Source organism: Vreelandella andesensis, assembly GCF_003989795.1.
Classification (GTDB): Bacteria; Pseudomonadota; Gammaproteobacteria; order Pseudomonadales; family Halomonadaceae; genus Vreelandella; species Vreelandella andesensis.
Genome location: NZ_RZHG01000024.1, coordinates 16,210 through 36,332, shown reverse-complemented (window position 1 = coordinate 36,332; position 20,123 = coordinate 16,210). Strand labels below are relative to the sequence as shown.

Sequence of the window (20,123 nt, the reverse complement as noted above, 5' to 3'; positions counted from 1 at the left end):
GAACAATGTAGTGATTAAGTGACTGATCGCCAACATGCTGGTGGTCAAGTGCGAGTACGGCCGTCTACTTACCCATAACGATATTCTTTAAGTGCTTGGATAATAACAAAATATAACCAAATGACGCCCAACAAAAAAGGCATTAGCACGCTATGTACGCTAGCGAGCCGACGCTTGATAAACCCAACGCTAATATCCGGAAGACTGTTAAACGAAAAATCATAGACAGTCCTGCAGCGACATCAAATTGACCATTATCGTCACTGTGCCGCTTGCCAGGTTTTCCTAACCGGAGAGGCAAATGACATCTATTTTCCACGTTGCCGATGCCAATCGGCTGCTCGCAGGGCTACCGTCCGTCGAGCAAGACGCTTTTATGGCTGCCTGTGAAACCGTTGAGCTGGTGTTTGGCGAGGTGCTCATCAAGCCCACCGAGACGATTACTCATGTTTACTTTCCTATCGACAGCTTTATCTCACTGATTGCCTCCCTTGATACTGACGACCAGCTAGAAGTCGCGATGGCAGGGCGAGAAGGAATGTTCGGCATCTCCCTGGTGTTGGGCATTGACGAGTCACCGCTGCTTGCGTTGGTTCAAGGGGCAGGCTCGGCGTTTCGCCTCAATGCGGTTAGTTTTCAAATGCTACTATTGAAATGCCCGGTATTACATCAACGGCTAAAGCACTACATTTATGTCATGATGCGTCAACTGGCTCGGTCAGCAGCCTGTAATCACTTCCATCGAATTGAAGCGCGACTTGCCCGCTGGCTGCTGATGACCCAGGACCGCGCCGGCGGTGAACAGTTACATCTTACCCATGAGTTTCTGGCGATGATGCTTGGCGTGAGGCGCGCGGGGGTGACTTTAGCCGCGATATCGCTGCAAACGCGTGGGCTAATTCATTACCAGCGTGGTGAAATCACCGTGCTTGACCGGCCAGGCCTGATCGAGGCGGCCTGTGAATGCTATAACCAAGATTGTGCACTCTACGCCAGGATATTGCCGGTTATCTAGAAGGAGCCATTCAGCTAACTTTTTCCCTCATTCTTCACTATTCAATATCCTCGCGTAGTGCCTGTTCCAGTTGCTTCGTTTCGGTGATATCGAGCAGGGTAATTACCACCCCATCAATCACATTGTCCAGCCGGCGATAAGGCATTATCCGCACCGTGAACCAGCGACCGTCGGTAGCGAGAATCTGTTTCTCGGAAAACATCAGGGTGCTCAGCGTGTTCAGGGCGTCGTCGTTGAGTTCTGGATACTGCAGTGTGGTGGTGAGGTCACTGAGGGGGCGACCAATATCGCCTTCGCGGATATTAATGATCTTGGATGCCCGGTCAGTGAAGCGACGAAGATTCAAATTCTGATCGAGAAACAGGATGGCGATCTCGATACTGTTGAGCAGATTGTTCATGTCGCTCTGAGCGAGCGCGAGGTCGTCGAGCTTGGTCTGCATTTCCGAGTTGATGGTTTGCAGCTCCTCGTTCATGGACTGCATTTCTTCTTTGGACGTGGTCAGCTCTTCGTTAGTTGATTGCAACTCCTCGTTGGTCGATTGCAACTCCTCGTTGGCTGACTGCAATTCCTCCTGAGACGCGCGGTTTTCCTCGCGCAGTGTCTGAATTTCATCCTCGTACTGTTGCAGCTCCGTAGCGTGGGACAGCTGTGTGGCTGTTTTTGACGTTTGCTTGTTGGCAGCGATGTCATGCGTTGGGGCAATGTCACGAAATACGATCATCTTCATCCCACGCAGGGAAGTCGGCTCACGCAGCGCTTGTACGGTGATATCGACGCTTTGAATGCCACCGCCAGGCGGCTGCACCTCAAGTCTTTGCAACTGCAACGGTTCACGCTGGTTTTCAGCCTGACGCAAGGCGCTGGCGATGGGTATCCGCAAGCTGTCCCGCACCATGGCGTGGAAATTCCAGTTGGCCTTGCCGGCAGCGGGTTCCAGGTACTTCCCCGTTCGCCCGCTAATATAAACGATATCACCCTCGTCATTAATCACTACTGCGGCGGGGGCATAGACCTGCAACAACACCTGGTCGGCTGCCGCTTGCAGGTTGTCATGCGTCGGAGAGGATACGTTGCTGGGGGACACGTGAAGCTCCTTGGTCGTCCAGGGCAAGGGGGGGAATGACTTTACCTGTAATCGCAGGTCGCTGTTCTGAGTATTATTCTGCCGCAAATAAAGTCTCAGCCTAGATTCAATAGGCTCAAAAAGATGAGAGTAGCGGCCTACGGTCTCCGAACTCCCAAGCAACAGTACTCCCCCGGCGCGCAGGCTGAAGTGAAACAAGGGAATGAGTTTGCGTTGCAGACTATGATCGAAGTAGATCAGCAGGTTGCGGCACGAGATCAGGTCGAGTCGGGTAAAGGGGGGGTCAAGCACGACATCTTGCTGGGCAAAAAGCACCCGGTCGCGGATGTCGCTGTTGATTCTATAGCCATCGTCATGGGCGCTGAAAAAACGTGCTAGGCGTTCTGCTGAGACACGTTGGCTGATATCTGCTGAATAGTGGCCGCGGCGCGCGGTGGCAATAGCGTCCGGGCTTAGGTCGGTGGCGAAGATCTGCAGCGTCACATGATGGGGTTGCGGCAGCTTGTCTATCGCCTCGGAGAAAACCATTGCGAGGGAGTAGGCCTCCTCGCCGGTTGAGCAGCCGACCACCCAGGCACGTAGATGGGATTCCCTGCCCGGTCGCGCCAAAAGCTCGGGCAGAGTTGACTCTGCTAGGTATTGCCAGACTTGGGCATCCCGGAAAAAGCTAGTTACCCCAATGAGTACCTCCTTGAACAGCAGGTCGATCTCATTGGGATTGCGTTGAAGATAGTCGGCGTATAACGGTAAGGTAGCGATGTTATGAATCGCCATGCGCCGCTCTATACGACGCTGCAGGGTGCTGGTCTTGTAGTGTGAAAAATCGTGGCGAGTCCGTTCCCGCAAGAGACGCGCAATGCGCTGTAGGGGAGGCGCTGCCGGTTCGACGTCCACCGAAGGCATGCCCGCAACGCCTGGTTCCGGCATCTGGTCGATACAGGCCAGAATGCGCGTGGGCAAGTCGCCAGGCGGGGAAATGATATCGACACAGTTGGCAGCGATGGCGCTATTGGGCATGGCATCGAATTGTGCGGTGTCTGGCTGTTGCACGGCCGTTAAGCCGCCTACTGCCTTGATGGCTTGCAGGCCCTGGGTGCCATCCGAGCCCATGCCGGACAACACCACACCGATCGCCCGTTTCCCCTGAGCGCTTGCCAGGGACGAAAACAACACATTGATAGGCAGACGCAACCCCCTGGGTTCCGCCGGCTCCGCGAGACTCAGTGAGCCGCCGACAATGCTGAGCTCCGTATTCGGCGGAATCACATACACGTAATCGGGCTCGATGGGCATGCCCTGGGTTGCTTCCCGCACCGGCATTTGGGTTGCGCGCTGGAGTAATTCCGGAAGCAGCGCCTTGTGAGTCGGGTCGAGATGTTGCACTACCACATAGGCCATATGGCTGTGTGGCGGGACTCGGGAGAGGAACGCTTCCAGCGGCGCCAGGCCACCGGCGGAGGCGCCGATACCCAGAATACGTGTAGCTGTTTTGGGGGTCTCTGCGGTATCAGGTGTCATGGCAGCCATGGCGCGAAAAGTCTAGTGGGGTTTACGACGAACGGGCGCACTCATAGCAAGCCAGCAGAAGTTGCTCACGGCTTGGTGACAAGGCAGCCTGAAACGTCAGGTGTCGTGAATCCTGCCCTCCTCCATCCCTCTCGGCTACGCAGGAATCCGTGGCGCCGCTCTGAGCGACGTGCTGAAGCAGGTCAAGCAGTGATTGTCGGTTTTGCGCTTTCAGAAAGGTGTCGATTTGCTTTCCTACCAAATAGCCTTGGCCTATGCCAAAGAGCTCGGCGGCGACAAGATTGGCGTTGATGATAATGCCTTCAAGGTCAACGACAAAATAGGCAAGGGGCGCGGCGTCGTATAGTGTCCGGTATAAGCTGAGATCCTCCACGAGTGCCTGTTCATTGGCGGCAAACTCCTCGTTCTGCAAATCAAGCTCTACCTGATGCACCTGAAGTTCATGAAGAAGTTTGAGGGCGTCGTTCGCTTTGTCGGGATTACTGGAAAGCTCGTAAAGCAGATGCAGGGTGTCAACACCCAACGACCAGTGGCCTGAAGGCGGTGTTGTGCCCGCCTGCAAATGCGCTATCGCCTTGTCTCGTAGCAGTGCATGGGGGTTGGCTTCAACGATAGATGAGGACATAACAGGCTCCAAGATGATTCTCTGGACACAGCTGCTTACTGTAGCTTATTGCAACAGAGATTAGTATGAAGATTCAGGCTGACCCTTCTGGATGACCAAACGCACCGCTGGCTTGCTTAAAATGGTCGATGCCCACCCTCTTTAGACGTTGATAGCAACGCCAGCCAGGGCGATGACTGGCGCACTACCAAGAAAGCGCGGCCTGCGCCGCGCTGCAAATACCATGAATATTCGTGCCGTGGTTCACGTTCTCAAGGAACGTGTAATGTTTAGTTGCTCTGCATAGCCTCACGCAGGGTCTGGTTACTATCTACATCTTCGTACTGATCGCTGCCATAGTCGCCGGTTTCTCCGACATCACTCGAACGAACCACGAACTCATCATCGTCACGAAGCTCTAGATCATCTACTTTGTAACCCATCTCATCTTCGCCGAACCCTAAAAAGCCACCTTTGGTAATCACTACATAGATGTCATTCGTCTGGGTGTCTCGAACAACGCGTTCAATGTCGCCAAGCTCTTCACCGTCTTCCTGACGATAAACCGTGTTGCCTTCGATTTCCCCGACGTTCCTGTCAATGAAGGCGTTGCGCTCTGTCGCCTGATTTTGTGACGCATCTTGATTATTAGAATCACGTATTTCAGCATCAACGTTGTCGGCGCTCTCAACCTCAATATTGGCTTCGCCCTGCTTTTCGACAGTAACGTTAGGCTCTGCCTGCTCGACGGTAACGTTGGGGTCCGGCTGCACGATGGTGACTTCTGGCGGCTGTTGCTCGACGGTCACATCCGGCGCTTGTTGCTTAACGCTGATCTCGGCCGGTTCTTGCTCAACATTGACGTTAGCGGGCTCTCCCTCCACGCGCACTTCTGCTCCCTGACCTTCCTGATCAAGGTCGTTATTTTGCAGGCTTCCCTGGTTCATCTGTTGCTGTTCGTTCGTCAGTAATTTCTCATCCTGGGCAAGGAGACCCTGGGTAAGGCCGAGGCTCAGTGCTCCAACCGCGATGGCAAGTGCTGTCCTTTTCATTCGATATTCCTTTTCAATGCGTTTACGTTGGCTTGCAATAGTCATGTTAGAGGACACCTGTGCAATGGCCGACATAGCGTTAAAGTGCCGATGCAAAGCCCCAGGGAGCTACCTACCTGCGGCTTGCGATCACGCGTCTAAAACGTAGGGCATCGTGCGATGAACTCCATAGGGCGCAAAAAGTTTTTTGGGCACTTCTCTTGCCGATACCCTAAGCAGCCTAGTCAATGAGTAAAACGCTTTCTGTGCTCTAACGAACATGAGGGGGCATTGTTCATTAAAAATTCTAATAAAATTATTAAAATACAAATAGTTAGTTATTAAAAAAATAAGCCTTAATAACTATCGTGACGAAATGCGCAACAGCAACCGCTCTCACCCGCTTTACAAGTCATTGTCGGTTCATCGGCCTGGGGTGGGTAATCGAGAATTAGCTGCGTCACGAGTTGGTCGCTGCCAAGATGGGCAGACGATTGAAAGACGATACTCATTAGTAAGGGCAATGGCAGGCTGATAAACGTAAAAGCGGCAAGCAAGCCAGTGCAACAAGCAGGTAGGGAATTAGGATTCCAGGCAATAAAGCTGCCCCAGCGGTGCGCGCAAGAAATCCACGCTTAACTGTCGCTTATGAGTGCGGACCAAGCGGCTTACCGGAACCGAGTAACGTCGTAAAGTCCTGCGCTGAAAGTGGCTTACCGAGCAAAAAGCCCTGGGCGCCATCGCAACCTAGCATGGCGAGACGGTCTAACTGGGCTTGCGTCTCGACACCTTTGGCGATGACGCGTAAGGACAAGTTTTGGCCAAAGTGAATAAGGGCTTCAATAAAACCGGCATTTTCTTGGCTATCGAGCATGTCATGCACAAAGCAAGGAGCGATATTAAGCGTGTCGAGGGGAACGCATTTTAAGCGTTTCAAACTGGTCGTGCCGGTGCCGAAGTCATCAATGGCAATGCGTATTCCTAAACGACTCAACGCGGCCAGCGTCGCTATCGAAACATCGTCTTCATGGTAGACAAGGCTGCTTTCGGTCATCTCCAGTTCTAAAAAATGGGCGTCTAGTCCGGTCTTGGATAAAATATGAGCAATACGGGCGGGCAACGACTTATCGCGTAGCTCCATGGCCGACATGTTAACCGCGATGGGTACGATCGCCATGCCTTCTTCTCGCCACGCTTGTAATTGGCGACAGACCTCAACCAGCACCCAGTGACCTATGGGGCCAATAAGCCCACGGGCTTCTGCGACAGGTAGAAACGCCGAAGGCTGCACAAGGCCCAACAGTGGATTGCGCCAACGCACCAGCGCTTCAGCACTACACATAAGACCGGTGGCGATATCTATTCGGGGTTGAAAATTGAGAAAAAGAGCATTGTCCTTCAGCGCTTGGCGCAGTTGAAACTCGATATGGTGACGCTGCTCTCTCTGAGTAACCATATCGGTCCTAAACAGCTGATAGTGGTTACACCCGTTTTCCTTCGCGTGATACATGGCCGTATCGGCATTGTTAAGCAGCATGGGGGCGTTAATGCCGTGGTCAGGATAAAGGCTAATGCCAATACTGGTGGTAATGCGCAGCTCGTGAGTGTCAATTTGGTACGGTGTGGCGAGTGCGGTCAGGATCTTCTCCGCAATACCGGCAGCATCCTGTGGCTTTTCAATTTCACTTAACAGCACCACAAATTCATCCCCCCCCTGGCGGCATACTGTGTCCGTGTCGCGAACACATTCGCTTAGGCGGCTAGCCACCGCCTGCAAGAGGCTGTCTCCTACAGAATGGCCCAGTGAATCATTGATGGGTTTAAAATCATCAAGGTCTAGATAGATCAGCGCCACCTTATGCTGATGGCGTTTGGCCAGCCCAATGGCTCGAGACAAGCGCTCTGCAAGCAGGATGCGGTTGGGCAGCCCGGTAAGCGCATCATGCTGCGCTTGGTAGGCCAATTTCGAAGATTGGATGGGCGACTGGCAGGCATCATGAAAGACGATCACCGCGCCCCTGATAACACCGTCACGGTCATGGATGGGCGCCGCCGAGTCTTCTATCTCCAGTGGGCTTCCATCTTTACGAATCAGTACGCTGTCTATAGCGAGCCCTACAGTGCGGTTTTCTTCCATGGCGCGCAGTGCAGGGTTAACCGCTGTCTGTTGTGTCTGCCCGTTGACGAGTATCAAAACCTCGGTCAATGGCCTACCCATGGCATCGGTTCGCGACCAACCCGTTAGCTTTTCGGCGACACTGTTCAAATAAGTAATCCGGCACGCCAAGTCGGTTGTCACCACCGCATCGCCGATCGAGTTCAATGTCGCCTGTGCCCATTCCTGAGAGGCTTGCAAGGCAGCCTCCACCTCGGTTAAGCGTATTTCTTTTAGTTTTTGTAGGAAAACATCGTCAGGTGCCTGTGCGTCGCCTTTAGGCTCATTGGCGTTGGGCAAGACATCTTCGGGTTCCATCGTTCCTCTCCTCATTGGTTTTTACTGGCACCCTACATTCAAGAAACGTGGACGTTTCATCGCGGGGGGAGACTGACTCGCAGTGGGAAAGTGGCCGTAATAATAATTAACTTTATGTAGAACACAATATACGTTCTGTGCGCTAGCGCACATAGCGCTTTTTTAGCCATTTGGCGTAAACGTTATAGGGATATAAAAAGCGCCGCGTTCTTTACGGCATAAAGTGCAACGTCCTGTTTTTTAGTAGTCCAGATACCACACGCAGTGCAGAGGCGACGGAGGGGCAGGCCGTGGTCGGATCACATCCTTTTCTTGCCATTCCGTTTGCTGGCGCACAGAGCGCGCTCGTCATCAGCGTCATAGTTAAAGACTAACGTTCACAAAGACGCTGCCTCCTACAGCCTCCAACCTCCGCGGAGAAGACTCATGGTCAATAAAAACAAGTCTGCTAAGGGAGCGCCTAGCGTGCTCAAAACTAACGACATCGTTGCTCAGCAAGCCAGCGCAAGCGATGACTTCGTCGCCGCAATGCCTCATAACACTACCAAGAAACTCGAGCACGGCCACGCCAACGCCATAGCGCCGCCAGCCGGGGAAACGGTGAAGCCGGGCTCCAGCAAGCTGACCGCGAGCACAACCACTGAAGAAGCTGGAACCGCAAAAACCGGCGGTCCCGCAACGCTTGGCACCAACGCCACTATTGCGCCACTCGACGCGTTTAAAGTCGACCCAAGTGATCAACCGCTGACCACCAACCAGGGCGTGCCCATTGGCGACAACCAGAACACTCTGAAAGCCGGGTTGCGCGGGCCATCGCTGCTTGAAGATTTTATTCTCCGGGAAAAAATCACGCACTTTGACCATGAACGCATCCCTGAACGCATCGTCCATGCACGCGGTTCAGCCGCGCACGGGTATTTCGAAGCCTATGATGCACTCGCTCAATACACCTGCGCTGCCCCGTTCGCCGAAAAAGGCAAGGTAACGCCAGTCTTCGCGCGCTTTTCCACCGTCGCCGGTGAACGCGGTTCGAAAGATACCGCCCGGGACGCCCGTGGTTTCGCGGTGAAGTTTTATACCGACCAGGGCAACTGGGATTTGGTTGGAAACAACATACCGGTATTCTTCATCCAGGATGCAATGAAGTTTCCCGACTTGGTCCACGCGGTTAAACCAGAACCGCACCACGGCATGCCGCAAGCAGCATCGGCCCACGACACCTTCTGGGACTTTGTCTCACTGATGCCGGAATCTACCCACATGCTGATGTGGGTAATGTCGGACCGTGGGATACCGCGCAGCTATCGGATGATGCAGGGCTTTGGTGTCCATACGTTTCGCTTGGTCAACGCGCAGGGTGAATCAGTCTTCTGCAAGTTTCATTGGAAACCGCTCCAGGGAACCCACTCTCTCGTCTGGGACGAGGCGGTGAAAATTTCCGGTGCCGACCCCGATTTTCATCGCCGGGATTTGTGGGCAGCCATTGAATCCGGTGAATTCCCTGAGTGGGAGTTGGGGCTGCAGATATTCACCGAGGAACAGGCGGAAAGCTTCAGCTTCGATGTGCTCGATTCGACCAAGATCGTGCCGGAAGAACTGGTGCCACTGACACCCGTTGGTCGTATGGTGCTTAACCGCAACCCAGACAACTTTTTTGCAGAAACCGAGCAGGTCGCGTTTTGTACGGCGCACGTCGTTCCAGGCATCGATTTTTCCAATGACCCGTTGCTCGCCGGGCGTATCCATTCTTACCAGGACACGCAAATCACACGACTGGGTGGCCCTAATTTCCACGAGATCCCGATCAACTCGTCGCTTGCCCCGGTACAGAACAACCAACGCGATGGTTTGCATCGCCAAGCCATTCATCGCGGGCGGGTCGCCTACGAACCGAACTCCCTGGCCGGCGGCTGTCCCTTCCAGGCCGGTACTGCAGGGTTTGTGTCGTTCCCCGATGCCACGGCTGAAGATAAGGTCCGTGGTAAACCGGAGAAATTCGCCGAGCACTACGCCCAGGCCACCTTGTTCTATAACAGCCAGACCGCTGTCGAGCAGACGCATATTGCAGACGGATTCCGCTTCGAGCTGAGCAAGGTCGGTGTTCCCGCCATACGTAAGCGGATGCTGTCCTCGCTGGTGAATGTGTCGCCAGATTTGGCCGCCAAGGTCGCCGCTGGCCTGGGCATGGAGGTGCCCGAGGCCATGCCGAAGGCAATGGAACATCCTCAGCCCCCTGAAATCACCAAATCGCCGGCACTATCGCTGATGGCGCTGCCGGGCGAATGCGGTATTCGCACACGTCAGATTGCGGTGTTGGTTGAAGATGGCGTCCACCATGCGTCGCTTGTCAGCCTTTATGAAGCGCTGACCGATGCGGGTGCGGTAGTTCATTTCATCGGCCCACGGGTGGGCTTGTTCACCGGCGACGCTGGCGAACAAATAGAGGCAGACAAATCGATGGAGAACGCGCCGGGGTTTCTGTTCGATGCGTTGGTATTGCCAGATGGCACCCAAGCGGTTCAGGCGCTCGTCGGTAATGGAGAAACAATGGAATTTGTGACGGACCAGTTCCGGCACAGCAAAACGATTCTTGCGCTGGGTGAAGGGCGGAAATTGCTAGAAAAGGCAGGCATCAAATCCGTCGCAGGGGAGGACCCGGGTATCCTTTTTGCGGAGAGCGCCAATATAGTAGAGATGGCGACCGCCTTCATCGACGCCGTCGCGGCTCATCGCCATTCAACCGCTAACCGGGTTCCTCCAGCTTGATGAGGCATCACGACTGTCGTTGGTATTTATAAGAGATTGCTTATTAGATGGAGCAGCCTCATCCGCTGCTCACATCAAAAATACAGTTTCCCGCCACGAACGTTTGCTGTGGCTGGAGTTCGCTGTTAAGTAGCGCCACATCGGCATCGAACCCGATGGCTAACCGCCCTTTTTTATCATGTAACCCAAGAACCCGGGCCACGCTGGTAGAAATCAACCCCAACGCCAGCTCAAGAGGCAGTACCCCTTCTCGAACAATGCGCTGCCAATCCGCAATCAGCGTCGTATTCCGGGCCACTTTCATGCCCAAGTAAGCTCCCTGGGTATCGAATTCAGGCAAGCTGCCATTGCAATCGGAACTCATGGTGATGCGCTCAGAAAGAACGCCGCGCTCTAATAATCGAGATACTGCATCGAAACTAGAAAGGCCGTCACCGGCATCTTCAAAGGCGGTGACATCGACGCTGGCGTTGAAGGCTAACGCATAGTCTGCAGCTTCCTCTAGCAAGGCGGTGTGGCGATTCACATGGGTGGGGATGACTTGATCGGCGGGAATCTCAGTCTCGGATAGCAATCGACGCAGCGGCTCTAATCCTCGCTTTCCGTCCCCAAGGTGGAAATGGCAGATACCTCGTTTGCCGGCCAACATGGCACCGATGCGCGTATCACTGACGATCCGCTCGATTTCATCCTGGCGTGGCTGGCTCGAGCGATGATCCGAGATGGCGATTTCGCCCAGGCCGATGATCTCGGGTATCCAGGCCAAGTCGCGTTGAAGGTCACCGGTTAGCGTGGGCGGCGGGACGCGATATGCCCCGGTGTACATATAGGCCGACATGCCCTCAGCCTTGAGCCCACGTACCTTGGCAAGCAAATCGGCCGGGGAGCGGCTAATGCTGTCGGTGCCCAAAACCCCCACCACTGTGCCAATTCCCATTGAGGCGATCTCATAAGCGGTAATTTCCGGACAGCGCGTACCACAGCCGCCTTCGCCGCCGCCGCCGGTCACGTGAACATGCTGATCGATGAACGCAGGAACGGCGATAAGATGCCGCGCCTCCACCACCTGGAGTGGCCAACCCGCCGGGATGTCGATATCACGTCCCAAGGCAGCGATTCGGCCATCGGCGATTAGGATATCGGTCGCCTCAAGGGGTTCCGGTGCGAAGATGCTGCCGACCCGCAATAGAGTCAGCAGCCTTTCTTGCTGAGATCCGGCGGGCATCATGGTTGCGGCTCTCCATCGAATGGCGTGGAAGCAGCTGTCCGAAAACGACGCCCCCGGATACGCTCAATGGCGCTATCAATATCATCAATCAACAACACCAGCAGGTCGCCTTCGCTGGCCTCATCGAAGGCCCTATCGACGGCCTGCCGCTCTTCCATAACAACCTCGACCCGGCAGGCGCCCGGCACGGACTCGGCGCCTTCGCGCAGCAGGCGAGCAGCGTCACCCGGGGTGCGGCCGCGGGGGTCGGTCTCATAGATGAAGACAACGTCGTGCATCCTGGCCAGCAGGGTGCCAAGCGTGAATAGGTCCTCGTCGCGGCGGTTGCCTGGGGCACTGGCCACGCTGATGCGTCGGCGGGCCGGTATACAACCGACCAATTCGCTCAGCGCCTCTAGCGCTGGCACATTGTGGCCGTAGTCGATCAGCACCTTCATTCCGTCGGCATCGATGAGGTTGGTACGCCCCGGATTCTGGCCTGGAGTCGGGTGGAAAGTCTGCAAGCCCATCTGGATATCAGCAATCGACAGGCCCAGGGCATAGGCGGCGGCACTTGCCGCCAGGGCGTTGGCGACATTAAAGCGGGCGTGCCCCTCGAAGGTAATCGGCACGTTCACCACCGGGATCACATCGGCCTCGACATGGCCCTGACGCATCACAATACGTTCGTTGTGAACGGTAAAGGCGACACCCTGTTCGCGGACATGCTGACGCACGGGCCGAGAGTTGGGATCCAACGTAAAGAAGATAATATCCCCCCGAGCCCACTCCTGCCCTTCCAGCACCCGAGGGTCGTCAGCATTGAGCACGGCCGTACCGCCTTGGCGGACGGCATCGATCACCACCGTTTTACAGCGCGCCAGCTCATCGAGGGTATGAATGTCATGTTCGCCCAAGTGGTCGCTGGCAATGTTAAGCAGCACGCCCACATCGCACTCGTCGAAGCCCAGACCACGGCGCATAATGCCACCCCGGGCGACTTCCAATACGGCACATTCAACCGTGGGCTCGCGCAGCACAATCGTCGCTGCCTGGGGGCCGCTGTAGTCGCCGCGCAGTATCACATGATTATCAATCTCGATGGCCCCGGTGCAGGCCATGCCGACGTTGCGTCCCGCCTGACGCAGCAGGTGCGAAAGCAGCCGCACCGTGGTGGTCTTGCCATTGGTACCAGTGACCGCGGCGATGGGAATGCGCCCGTTTGTCTCGCTGTCGGGGAATAGCATATCGATAACCGGGCGACCCACATCGCGACCTTCCCCGTGGGTCGGCGAGAGGTGCATGCGAAAACCTGGCCCGGCATTGACCTCAACCACGGCAGCGGACTGCTCTTCCAGGGGCCGAGTCAGTGTCTCCGCCAGCAGGTCGATACCGATGATGTCCAACCCCACCAGCCGCGCGATGCGTTCCGCCACATAGCGCACCTCCGGATGAACATCGTTGGTGACATCGGTGGCCGTGCCCCCGGTACTTAAGTTCGCCGTGGGCTTGAGAAAGACAACCTCGCCGGCTGGAATTACGCTCTGCAGAGTCAGGTTCTGCTGACTGATTAGCCGTTGCGATTGCTCATCAAGCTGGATCTGGGTCAGCAGGTTTTCGTGGCCCACGCCGCGACGCGGGTCGCGATTCTCTTTGTCGATCAGTGCTTGGAGGGTGGCGGTTCCATCGCCAACCACATGCGCTGGAAGACGCCTTGCGGCGGCCACGAGTTTGCCATTGATAACCAGCAGGCGATGATCCTCGCCCCGAATGAACTGCTCAACAATCACAGATGGATTGCGTTGCGAGGCGATACCAAAGGCTTCATTCAGTGCCTGGTCGTCCTCGATATTGGTGCTCACCCCGCGACCATGGTTGCCGATGACCGGCTTCACCGCGACGGGATAGCCGATATGGCGAACGGCATCGAGCGCTTCATCGAAGGAGTCACACACCCGCCCAATGGGTACCGGAATTCCAGCATCGCCGAGTACCTGTTTGGTCCACTCTTTGTCATCGGCGATGCCGAAGCCGATAAGGTCCGTATGGCCGGTCACGGTCGCTTGGATGCGCTGCTGCCGATGCCCGTGACCGAACTGGATATAGCTGTTTTCCTCGCTCAGTCGGGCATGGGGAATGCCACGCTGGGTAGCGGCATTAACGATGGCCGCCGTGGAGGGGCCAAGCATATGGGCGTCACGCACCTGCCTGAGACGGGCAACAACCGAAGAGACATCTATCTCGTCACCATTGAAAAGCCGGGCGACGAGGTCGACTGCTTCCACACCGGCAGCCAGACCGCAGGCCTCATCCCGGTAACGATAGACAACGTTATAGATGCCAGTTTCGTAGGAATCAACCGTCTTGCCATAGCCCACCGAAAAGCCGATCAGGTTCTGAAGCTCGATGGCGACATGTTCGACAACATGACCCGCCCAGGTGCCGCGCTCCAGGCGCTCCAGAAAGCCACCAGGGCGGCCTACCGAGCAGCGATGCTCCTGCAATGTCGGTAGCAGCGCAGTGAGCCGCTCGACAATGCCGGGGACAAGATCGCTCGGCCGCTCCTCGAGCTCACCGATATCCAGGCGCATAAACATAGCCGGATAGCGGCTGTAGTAGTTCGGGCCACGCAGCGCTCGGTGCTCAAGAATGTTCATCGGCTCTCCTCGATAAGGGCATCAAGTTCGTCGGGAACCAGATAACACCGGTTCTCGACGTCAAAGCCGTGACCACTGACCATGGCATGAAGAATCATGTACTCGACGGCCACCGGTTCGCCCATAGCGAGATCCGCGATATTCGAGCTGGCGAGGTCTCGGCTATCAATGAGAATGACATGCCCTGGACCGATGGCTTCAAGGATACCGTGGGGATGGATGATCACACCGGCATCCTCGCCTAGCCCTACCCCTAGATGTTCCGGATTGCTCGCCCCGACCTCCATTAGGCGGGTGAACCGGCCGCGCTCTAGGAAGTGGCTGTCGATGATCAGGTTATCGACGAAGCCCAGGCCAAAGGTCAAACTGACGCCACCCTTGCGCAAGGCATCGGCGGCAGCACCATTATAGATCATGGTGCCGGGCATGGCCGCCGCGCCAGCGCTAGTTCCGGCGACTACCGCGCCGTCTTGAAGGCGCTGGCGGATGGCCTTTAGAACCGGCGAGCCGCCCAGAATGTTGGTCAAGCGCAGCTGGTCACCACCGGTAAAAAAGATGAGGCCACTCTGCTCGATCAGGCGGACCGTATCGGCATCGGCGGCTGCTTGTCGGTCGCGGATTCCCAACGAATGAACGTGACTTGCACCCAGGCGTAGGAACGCCGCTTCGTATTCGGGCAGAACCTGGTCGGGGATACCGCTTGCCGTGGCAATGACAGCAACTTCCTGACAACCCTCGGGGGCTAGCGAGAAGATCTTCTTAAGGATCTCAAGGTCAGAGGTCCTGTCCTCGGCACCGCCGATGGCCACAAGGTGGCCGGATGCCGATAAAACTGGAGAGGCCATATCCCTTTCGTCGCCTAGCGACGCTTTTGAGGGACACTGAATCATTACCGATAGGGGCAATAATGTCGTATCGCGTGATGTTTAACCTAGCAATTCACTTGTTACAACTCACTTATAACAGTTGAAAACCGCCCTAGCCAGATTAATCACATGCCTCAACGTGACCAAACCCTTCCTGCCGCGCAGTGACGTTCCTGCTCTTTTTATATTCGCCAAGCACAGCAGCGATAAGCCGCTATACTCCGATAAACGGACTTCCTCATGCCAAGCCTGTCGTTCAGAATTGGCAAGCCCCCCTACCCTGACGGCTAGCCGTTACCCGGGGTGTCGGGGGCTGAGATAACCGAGCTTTCGCCAGGAGGCGATCATGAGCTATCGGAATATTTTTGTTGTCGGGATGGATGCCTATAACCGCCAACGGCTTGAGCATTTACGTGGGGCTGAGAATTACCGGTTTCATGGCGTGATTGAACCAGCGGAAGTTTATGATACAGAAATATTTCCTATCGAAGACATGTTGGCCCGGGCCGAAACCCAGTTAAAGGAATTTAGCGAGCCTATCGATGCCATCGTCGGCTATATGGATTTCCCCGTCTCGACCATGCTACCCATCCTCTGCGAGCGACTCGGTACGCGCTCCACCAGTCTCGAAAGTTTACTCAAATGCGAACACAAGTACTGGAGTCGGCTCGTTCAGAAGGACGTGATTGCCGACTATATTCCCCGCTTTACCGCTTTCGATCCCTTTGACCCGCAGGCCCTTCAGCATATAGGGGAAGCAGGGTTGTATATGCCCTTCTTCGTTAAACCCATCAAATCGTCAGGTTCGCGGCTGGGCTTTCGCATCGAAAGCCCTGAGGACTTCGCCTATGCCGTAGCGCGGCTACGTGAAAGCATCGGAACCATCTCAGAGCCGTTTAATTATGTGCTGGAGCATGCCAACTTGCCCGACGCCGTACGCTCGGTTGATGGCGGCCACTGCATGGCAGAAGAGATCATTGGCGGGTGGCAATGTACGGTCGAGGGGTACGTCTTCCAAGAAGAGGTTGCCTCTTACGGCATTGTCGATTCGATTCGTTATCCGCAAGTGCTGAGTTTTTTCTGTTATCGCTATCCATCCCGCCTTCCCACTGCCATTCAGACCAAGATGCAGGCGCTTACGCGTCAGGTCATGAGCCATATCGGCTATGACAATGCGGCCTTCAACATCGAATACTTCTGGGACGAAGTACAAGATCGCATCTGGCTGCTGGAAATCAATACCCGCATCGCTCAGTCACATTGCGACCTGTTTGAAAAGGTCGATGGCATCAGCCATCAGCAAGTGACGGTGGATCTGGCGCTGGGGCAGTTGCCCGATATGCCTTATCGCCAAGGAGCCTTCAAGGTCGCTGCGGAATTTTTCTATCGCGTGTTCTTCACCGACGCTACCGTTAGCCAAGTGCCAAGTTGCGAGGAAATTGAAGCGTTGCAGCAAGCCTTCCCCGGTACGCTGATCACACTAAAGGTCGAGGTCGGCATGCGCTTATCCTCCCTGCCTGAGCAAGACAGCTACAGTTACGCCCTAGCTTACGTGTGGATGGGCGCAGACGATGATAGCGCGTTAAAAGAGAACTATGAGCGACTCGCCGAGCAGCTACATTTTGCGTTCGAGGACATCACCGGCTGACGTGTTCGCACCGCGAGCATGCTTCGGCATCCAGTTATAGGAAAAGGAGCACAGCTATGCATATCGTCAGTGATTTTCCCCGCGACGTGCAGGAGCAAGAAGATTGGATCACGCTGTCCGATGGCTGTCGGCTGGGAATCCGTATCTGGCGACCTGTGGATGCCGAGAGCGATCCGGTGCCGGCCATCCTTGAATATCTGCCGTATCGCAAGCGAGATTTGACAGCGGCGCGCGACGTACAGACATACGTTTACTGGGCCGGCCACGGCTACGCCGGGGTACGTGTCGATATACGTGGCAGCGGCGAGTCAGACGGCGTGCTGACCGATGAATACCTACAGCAAGAACTCGACGATGGCGTCGAAATCCTGCAATGGCTGGGTGAGCAACCCTGGTGTACTGGTGATGTCGGCATGATCGGCATCTCCTGGGGCGGGTTCAATGGCCTGCAGATTGCGGCACTGCAACCGCCCGAACTGAAGGCCGTCATCACGCTGTGCTCGACCGATGATCGCTACGCCGATGATGTCCACCATATGGGGGGCTGTTTGCTCGGCGACAACCTGTCGTGGGCCTCGACCATGTTCGATGGCAACACCTGCCCCCCCGATCCACTTTTGGTCGGTGAACGTTGGCGGGAGATGTGGATGGAGCGCCTTGAGCATAGCGGGCTTTGGCTGGCAACTTGGCTCCAACATCAGCGCCGCGACGACTACTGGAAGCATGGCTCGGTCTGCGAAGACTTCTCACGCATTCGCTGCCCCGTCTATGCCGTTAGCGGCTGGGCCGATGGCTACTGCAATGCCGTGTTCCGACTGCTTGAAGGACTCGACGTACCGCGCAAAGGCCTCGTAGGCCCTTGGGCGCACAAGTACCCCCACCTGGGCGTTCCCGGGCCTGCCATCGGTTTTTTACAGGAAACGTTACGCTGGTGGGATCATTGGTTGAAAGGCAAGGACACGGGCATCATGGATGAGCCAATGCTGCGGGTCTGGATGCAGGATTCTGTGCCGCCGTCGGCTCGTTACGAGGAACGTCCGGGGCGTTGGGTTGCGGAACCGAGCTGGCCATCGCCGCGAATCGAACCGAAGCACTTCCGTCTCACCAGTGGCCATGGTCTGCTGCCTGCTATGCAGAGTACAGGCTCTTCTATGGCAGGCGACAACATAGCAGACGACGACATTCCTTTGAGCGTGCGTTCGCCGCTATCGGTGGGGCTGTATGCCGGCAAGTGGTGTTCCTATAATGCGCCACCAGACTTACCCCACGATCAACGTGACGAAGACGGCGGCGCGCTGATATTTCAAACCGCACGACTCGATCAAAACATCGAGATTTGCGGGCAACCCGTTGTCGAGCTCGACATCGAAGCCGACCAGCCAGTGGCCATGGTGGCGGTTCGGCTCAGCGATATTGCCGACGACGACAAGGCGACCCGAATTTCCTACGGTCTGCTCAACCTGACGCACCGTGATAGTGACGAATTTCCACAGCCACTGGAGCCTGGCAAGCGTTATCGCGTGCGCGTACTGCTTAAACATATCGCGCAGAACTTCCCCGTAGGCCACGCCATACGGCTTTCGCTGTCGAGCAGTTACTGGCCGCTGGCCTGGCCGTCGCCAGTTCCCGTCAAGTTGACCGTACACCCTGCTGGCTGCCAATTGATTTTACCAAGCCGCGAGCCACGACCTGAAGAAGAAGCGGCACTGCTCCCGTTTGCCGCACCAGAAGGCGCACCGCCACTCGCGGTCACGCTGATACAACCAAGCCAAGAAGCGTGGCGGGTAATACGAGATCTTGCAAATAATAAGACCACCCTGGAAGTCATTAATGACGAAGGCACCTACCGTCTTGATGACATCGACCTCGAACTCTCATCGCGGGTTATCGAGCGCTATACCTATTCCTACAGCAACTACGACAGCCTGAGCGGCTGGACCGAGTGGGAGCGCTGTTTCCGGCGCGGAGATTGGGAAGTCCGCAGTATGACGCGCACATTGATGACATCCAACGCCACAAGTTTTCGCTTACGGGCGACAATGGATGCCTTTGAGGGCGATAGCCGGGTTTTTTCCAAAAGCTGGGACGAAGAGATCCCGCGTGATCTTGTTTGAACTGACAAAGGCCTCTGTGCCTCGGGGCTTATATACAAACCAGGCGCAAAGCACCCTACCAAATACTGAGCGAACTCAAGCCAGCTAAGCAATACCTTGTAGCCAGTATCATGATGTTTTTGAGTCGTCTCTTGTTTAGGTAGGTGTGCTAGCGCACAGAACAATCGAGTGTTTAAAACTAGTCTATCAATGATTACTTGTAAGTGATGTTATGAGATCGACAGCCTCATAACTTACTTACGATGACTGCTGATAAAAACGATACTTTATCTTTCGATGAGCAGTCGTTTTTCGTCAGTGTATCTTTTTATCCTTTCGCTTAGCATTGAGGTGTTACATGAGTACTGAAAAGACCAGTAAGCACAATGACCAGACCGCTGAAGAAGCGACAAATCGCGCAAAAGAACAAATTGATAACTCAATTGTTGAGCCGGCGCGTGCCTATGGATCATTGACGACTGACTATTACGAACAGCTATTTTCAACCCAATTCGATGCTGTTCGCGACTTTGCAGATAAAAGTTTGGCACAATCTCGTTCTTGGCTTGACGTCAAGGACTCCGACGGCTTTCAGAAGGTGGTTCAAGAGCAACAACAAACCATCCGCGAAATGAGCGAACGGTTGAGAGATGATACCCAAAAAATCAACTCGCTTAGTCAGCAATACCTGAAAGAAAGCCAGCAACTGGCGATGGAAAGCATGCAGATAGGCCGTAAGCAGCTTGAAGAGAACATGCAGATGGGCAAAGAACACATTGCGGACAGCATGCAGAAGGGTAAGGAGCACCTTGAGGAAAACATGCAAAAAGGGAAAGAGCACGTCGAAGAAAACATGCAACGCGGCAACGAAAGCATGCAAAAAAGCAAGGATAACGTAGAAAACGCTCACCAGAAAAATCAGCAACACGCTGATAAAGGCAATAAATCGACCAACACATCAAACAAGTAGACCGATAACTCTGCTGTAGCCGCTTTTTTTAGGGGTCGTTTCCAAAGGGAAACGGCCCTTTTCACATACAATCGCTTAAACCGTTGCCCACTATTTGCCGGGCAAGGTCAACGGCATTGCAGTGTTTGATTGAATTCAGGCTTTAAATTAGCTCTGCCCCGGTATAACTCCTCGATTTA

12 protein-coding genes are annotated in these 20,123 nt (G+C 55.2%); 5 read left to right on the top strand and 7 right to left on the bottom strand.

Annotation, left to right across the window (positions count from 1 at the left end; translation table 11 throughout):
* Positions 1–301 precede the first annotated feature (301 nt).
* On the top strand, positions 302–1,015 hold the full coding sequence (locus ELY33_RS13680; protein WP_126948468.1) for a Crp/Fnr family transcriptional regulator: 714 nt from the start codon (positions 302–304) through the stop codon (positions 1,013–1,015).
* Positions 1,016–1,052: 37 nt separating this feature from the next.
* Here ELY33_RS13680 and ELY33_RS13675 read toward each other — a convergent pair whose 3' ends face one another.
* The 4 genes from ELY33_RS13675 to ELY33_RS13660 all read right to left on the bottom strand — a co-directional run bounded on the left by ELY33_RS13675 (position 1,053) and on the right by ELY33_RS13660 (position 7,737).
* The gene (locus ELY33_RS13675) at positions 1,053–3,620 is read right to left on the bottom strand and encodes a chemotaxis protein CheB (RefSeq protein ID WP_126948467.1); all 2,568 of its coding nucleotides are present in this window, start codon (positions 3,618–3,620) and stop codon (positions 1,053–1,055) included.
* Positions 3,621–3,651: 31 nt separating this feature from the next.
* Entirely contained in the window at positions 3,652–4,254 is a 603-nt protein-coding gene (locus tag ELY33_RS13670; RefSeq protein WP_126948466.1) for a PAS domain-containing protein, read from the bottom strand.
* A 269-nt stretch (positions 4,255–4,523) separates the two neighbouring features.
* The gene (locus ELY33_RS13665; protein ID WP_167470091.1) at positions 4,524–5,285 is read right to left on the bottom strand and encodes a PRC-barrel domain-containing protein; all 762 of its coding nucleotides are present in this window, start codon (positions 5,283–5,285) and stop codon (positions 4,524–4,526) included.
* Positions 5,286–5,910: 625 nt separating this feature from the next.
* On the bottom strand, positions 5,911–7,737 hold the full coding sequence (locus ELY33_RS13660; RefSeq protein WP_167470090.1) for a putative bifunctional diguanylate cyclase/phosphodiesterase: 1,827 nt from the start codon (positions 7,735–7,737) through the stop codon (positions 5,911–5,913).
* Between the two features lie 426 nt (positions 7,738–8,163).
* On the opposite strand from ELY33_RS13660, the gene ELY33_RS13655 reads away from it, so the two are divergent.
* Entirely contained in the window at positions 8,164–10,503 is a 2,340-nt protein-coding gene (locus tag ELY33_RS13655; protein WP_208644251.1) for a catalase, read from the top strand.
* 58 nt (positions 10,504–10,561) lie between these two features.
* Here ELY33_RS13655 and iadA read toward each other — a convergent pair whose 3' ends face one another.
* The 3 genes from iadA to ELY33_RS13640 are packed head-to-tail and all read right to left on the bottom strand — an operon-like array spanning position 10,562 to position 15,272.
* On the bottom strand, positions 10,562–11,731 hold the full coding sequence (iadA, locus tag ELY33_RS13650; RefSeq protein ID WP_126948463.1) for a beta-aspartyl-peptidase: 1,170 nt from the start codon (positions 11,729–11,731) through the stop codon (positions 10,562–10,564).
* Complete coding sequence (gene cphA, locus ELY33_RS13645; protein WP_126948462.1) at positions 11,728–14,367, bottom strand: cyanophycin synthetase; 2,640 nt, start codon at positions 14,365–14,367, stop codon at positions 11,728–11,730. The genes iadA and cphA overlap by 4 nt, the downstream gene beginning before the upstream one ends.
* A complete protein-coding gene (locus ELY33_RS13640; RefSeq protein WP_244208613.1) occupies positions 14,364–15,272 on the bottom strand; it encodes a cyanophycinase in 909 nt (302 codons plus the stop codon). The genes cphA and ELY33_RS13640 overlap by 4 nt, the downstream gene beginning before the upstream one ends.
* A 307-nt stretch (positions 15,273–15,579) precedes the next feature.
* Between ELY33_RS13640 and ELY33_RS13635 the strand changes: the two genes are divergently transcribed.
* The 3 genes from ELY33_RS13635 to ELY33_RS13625 all read left to right on the top strand — a co-directional run bounded on the left by ELY33_RS13635 (position 15,580) and on the right by ELY33_RS13625 (position 19,944).
* The gene (locus ELY33_RS13635) at positions 15,580–16,881 is read left to right on the top strand and encodes an ATP-grasp domain-containing protein (RefSeq protein WP_126948461.1); all 1,302 of its coding nucleotides are present in this window, start codon (positions 15,580–15,582) and stop codon (positions 16,879–16,881) included.
* A 56-nt stretch (positions 16,882–16,937) separates the two neighbouring features.
* Complete coding sequence (locus tag ELY33_RS13630) at positions 16,938–18,995, top strand: CocE/NonD family hydrolase (protein ID WP_126948460.1); 2,058 nt, start codon at positions 16,938–16,940, stop codon at positions 18,993–18,995.
* Between the two features lie 337 nt (positions 18,996–19,332).
* Positions 19,333–19,944, top strand: a complete 612-nt coding sequence (locus tag ELY33_RS13625; protein ID WP_126948459.1) for a phasin family protein — start codon at positions 19,333–19,335, stop codon at positions 19,942–19,944.
* Positions 19,945–20,123 lie beyond the last annotated feature (179 nt).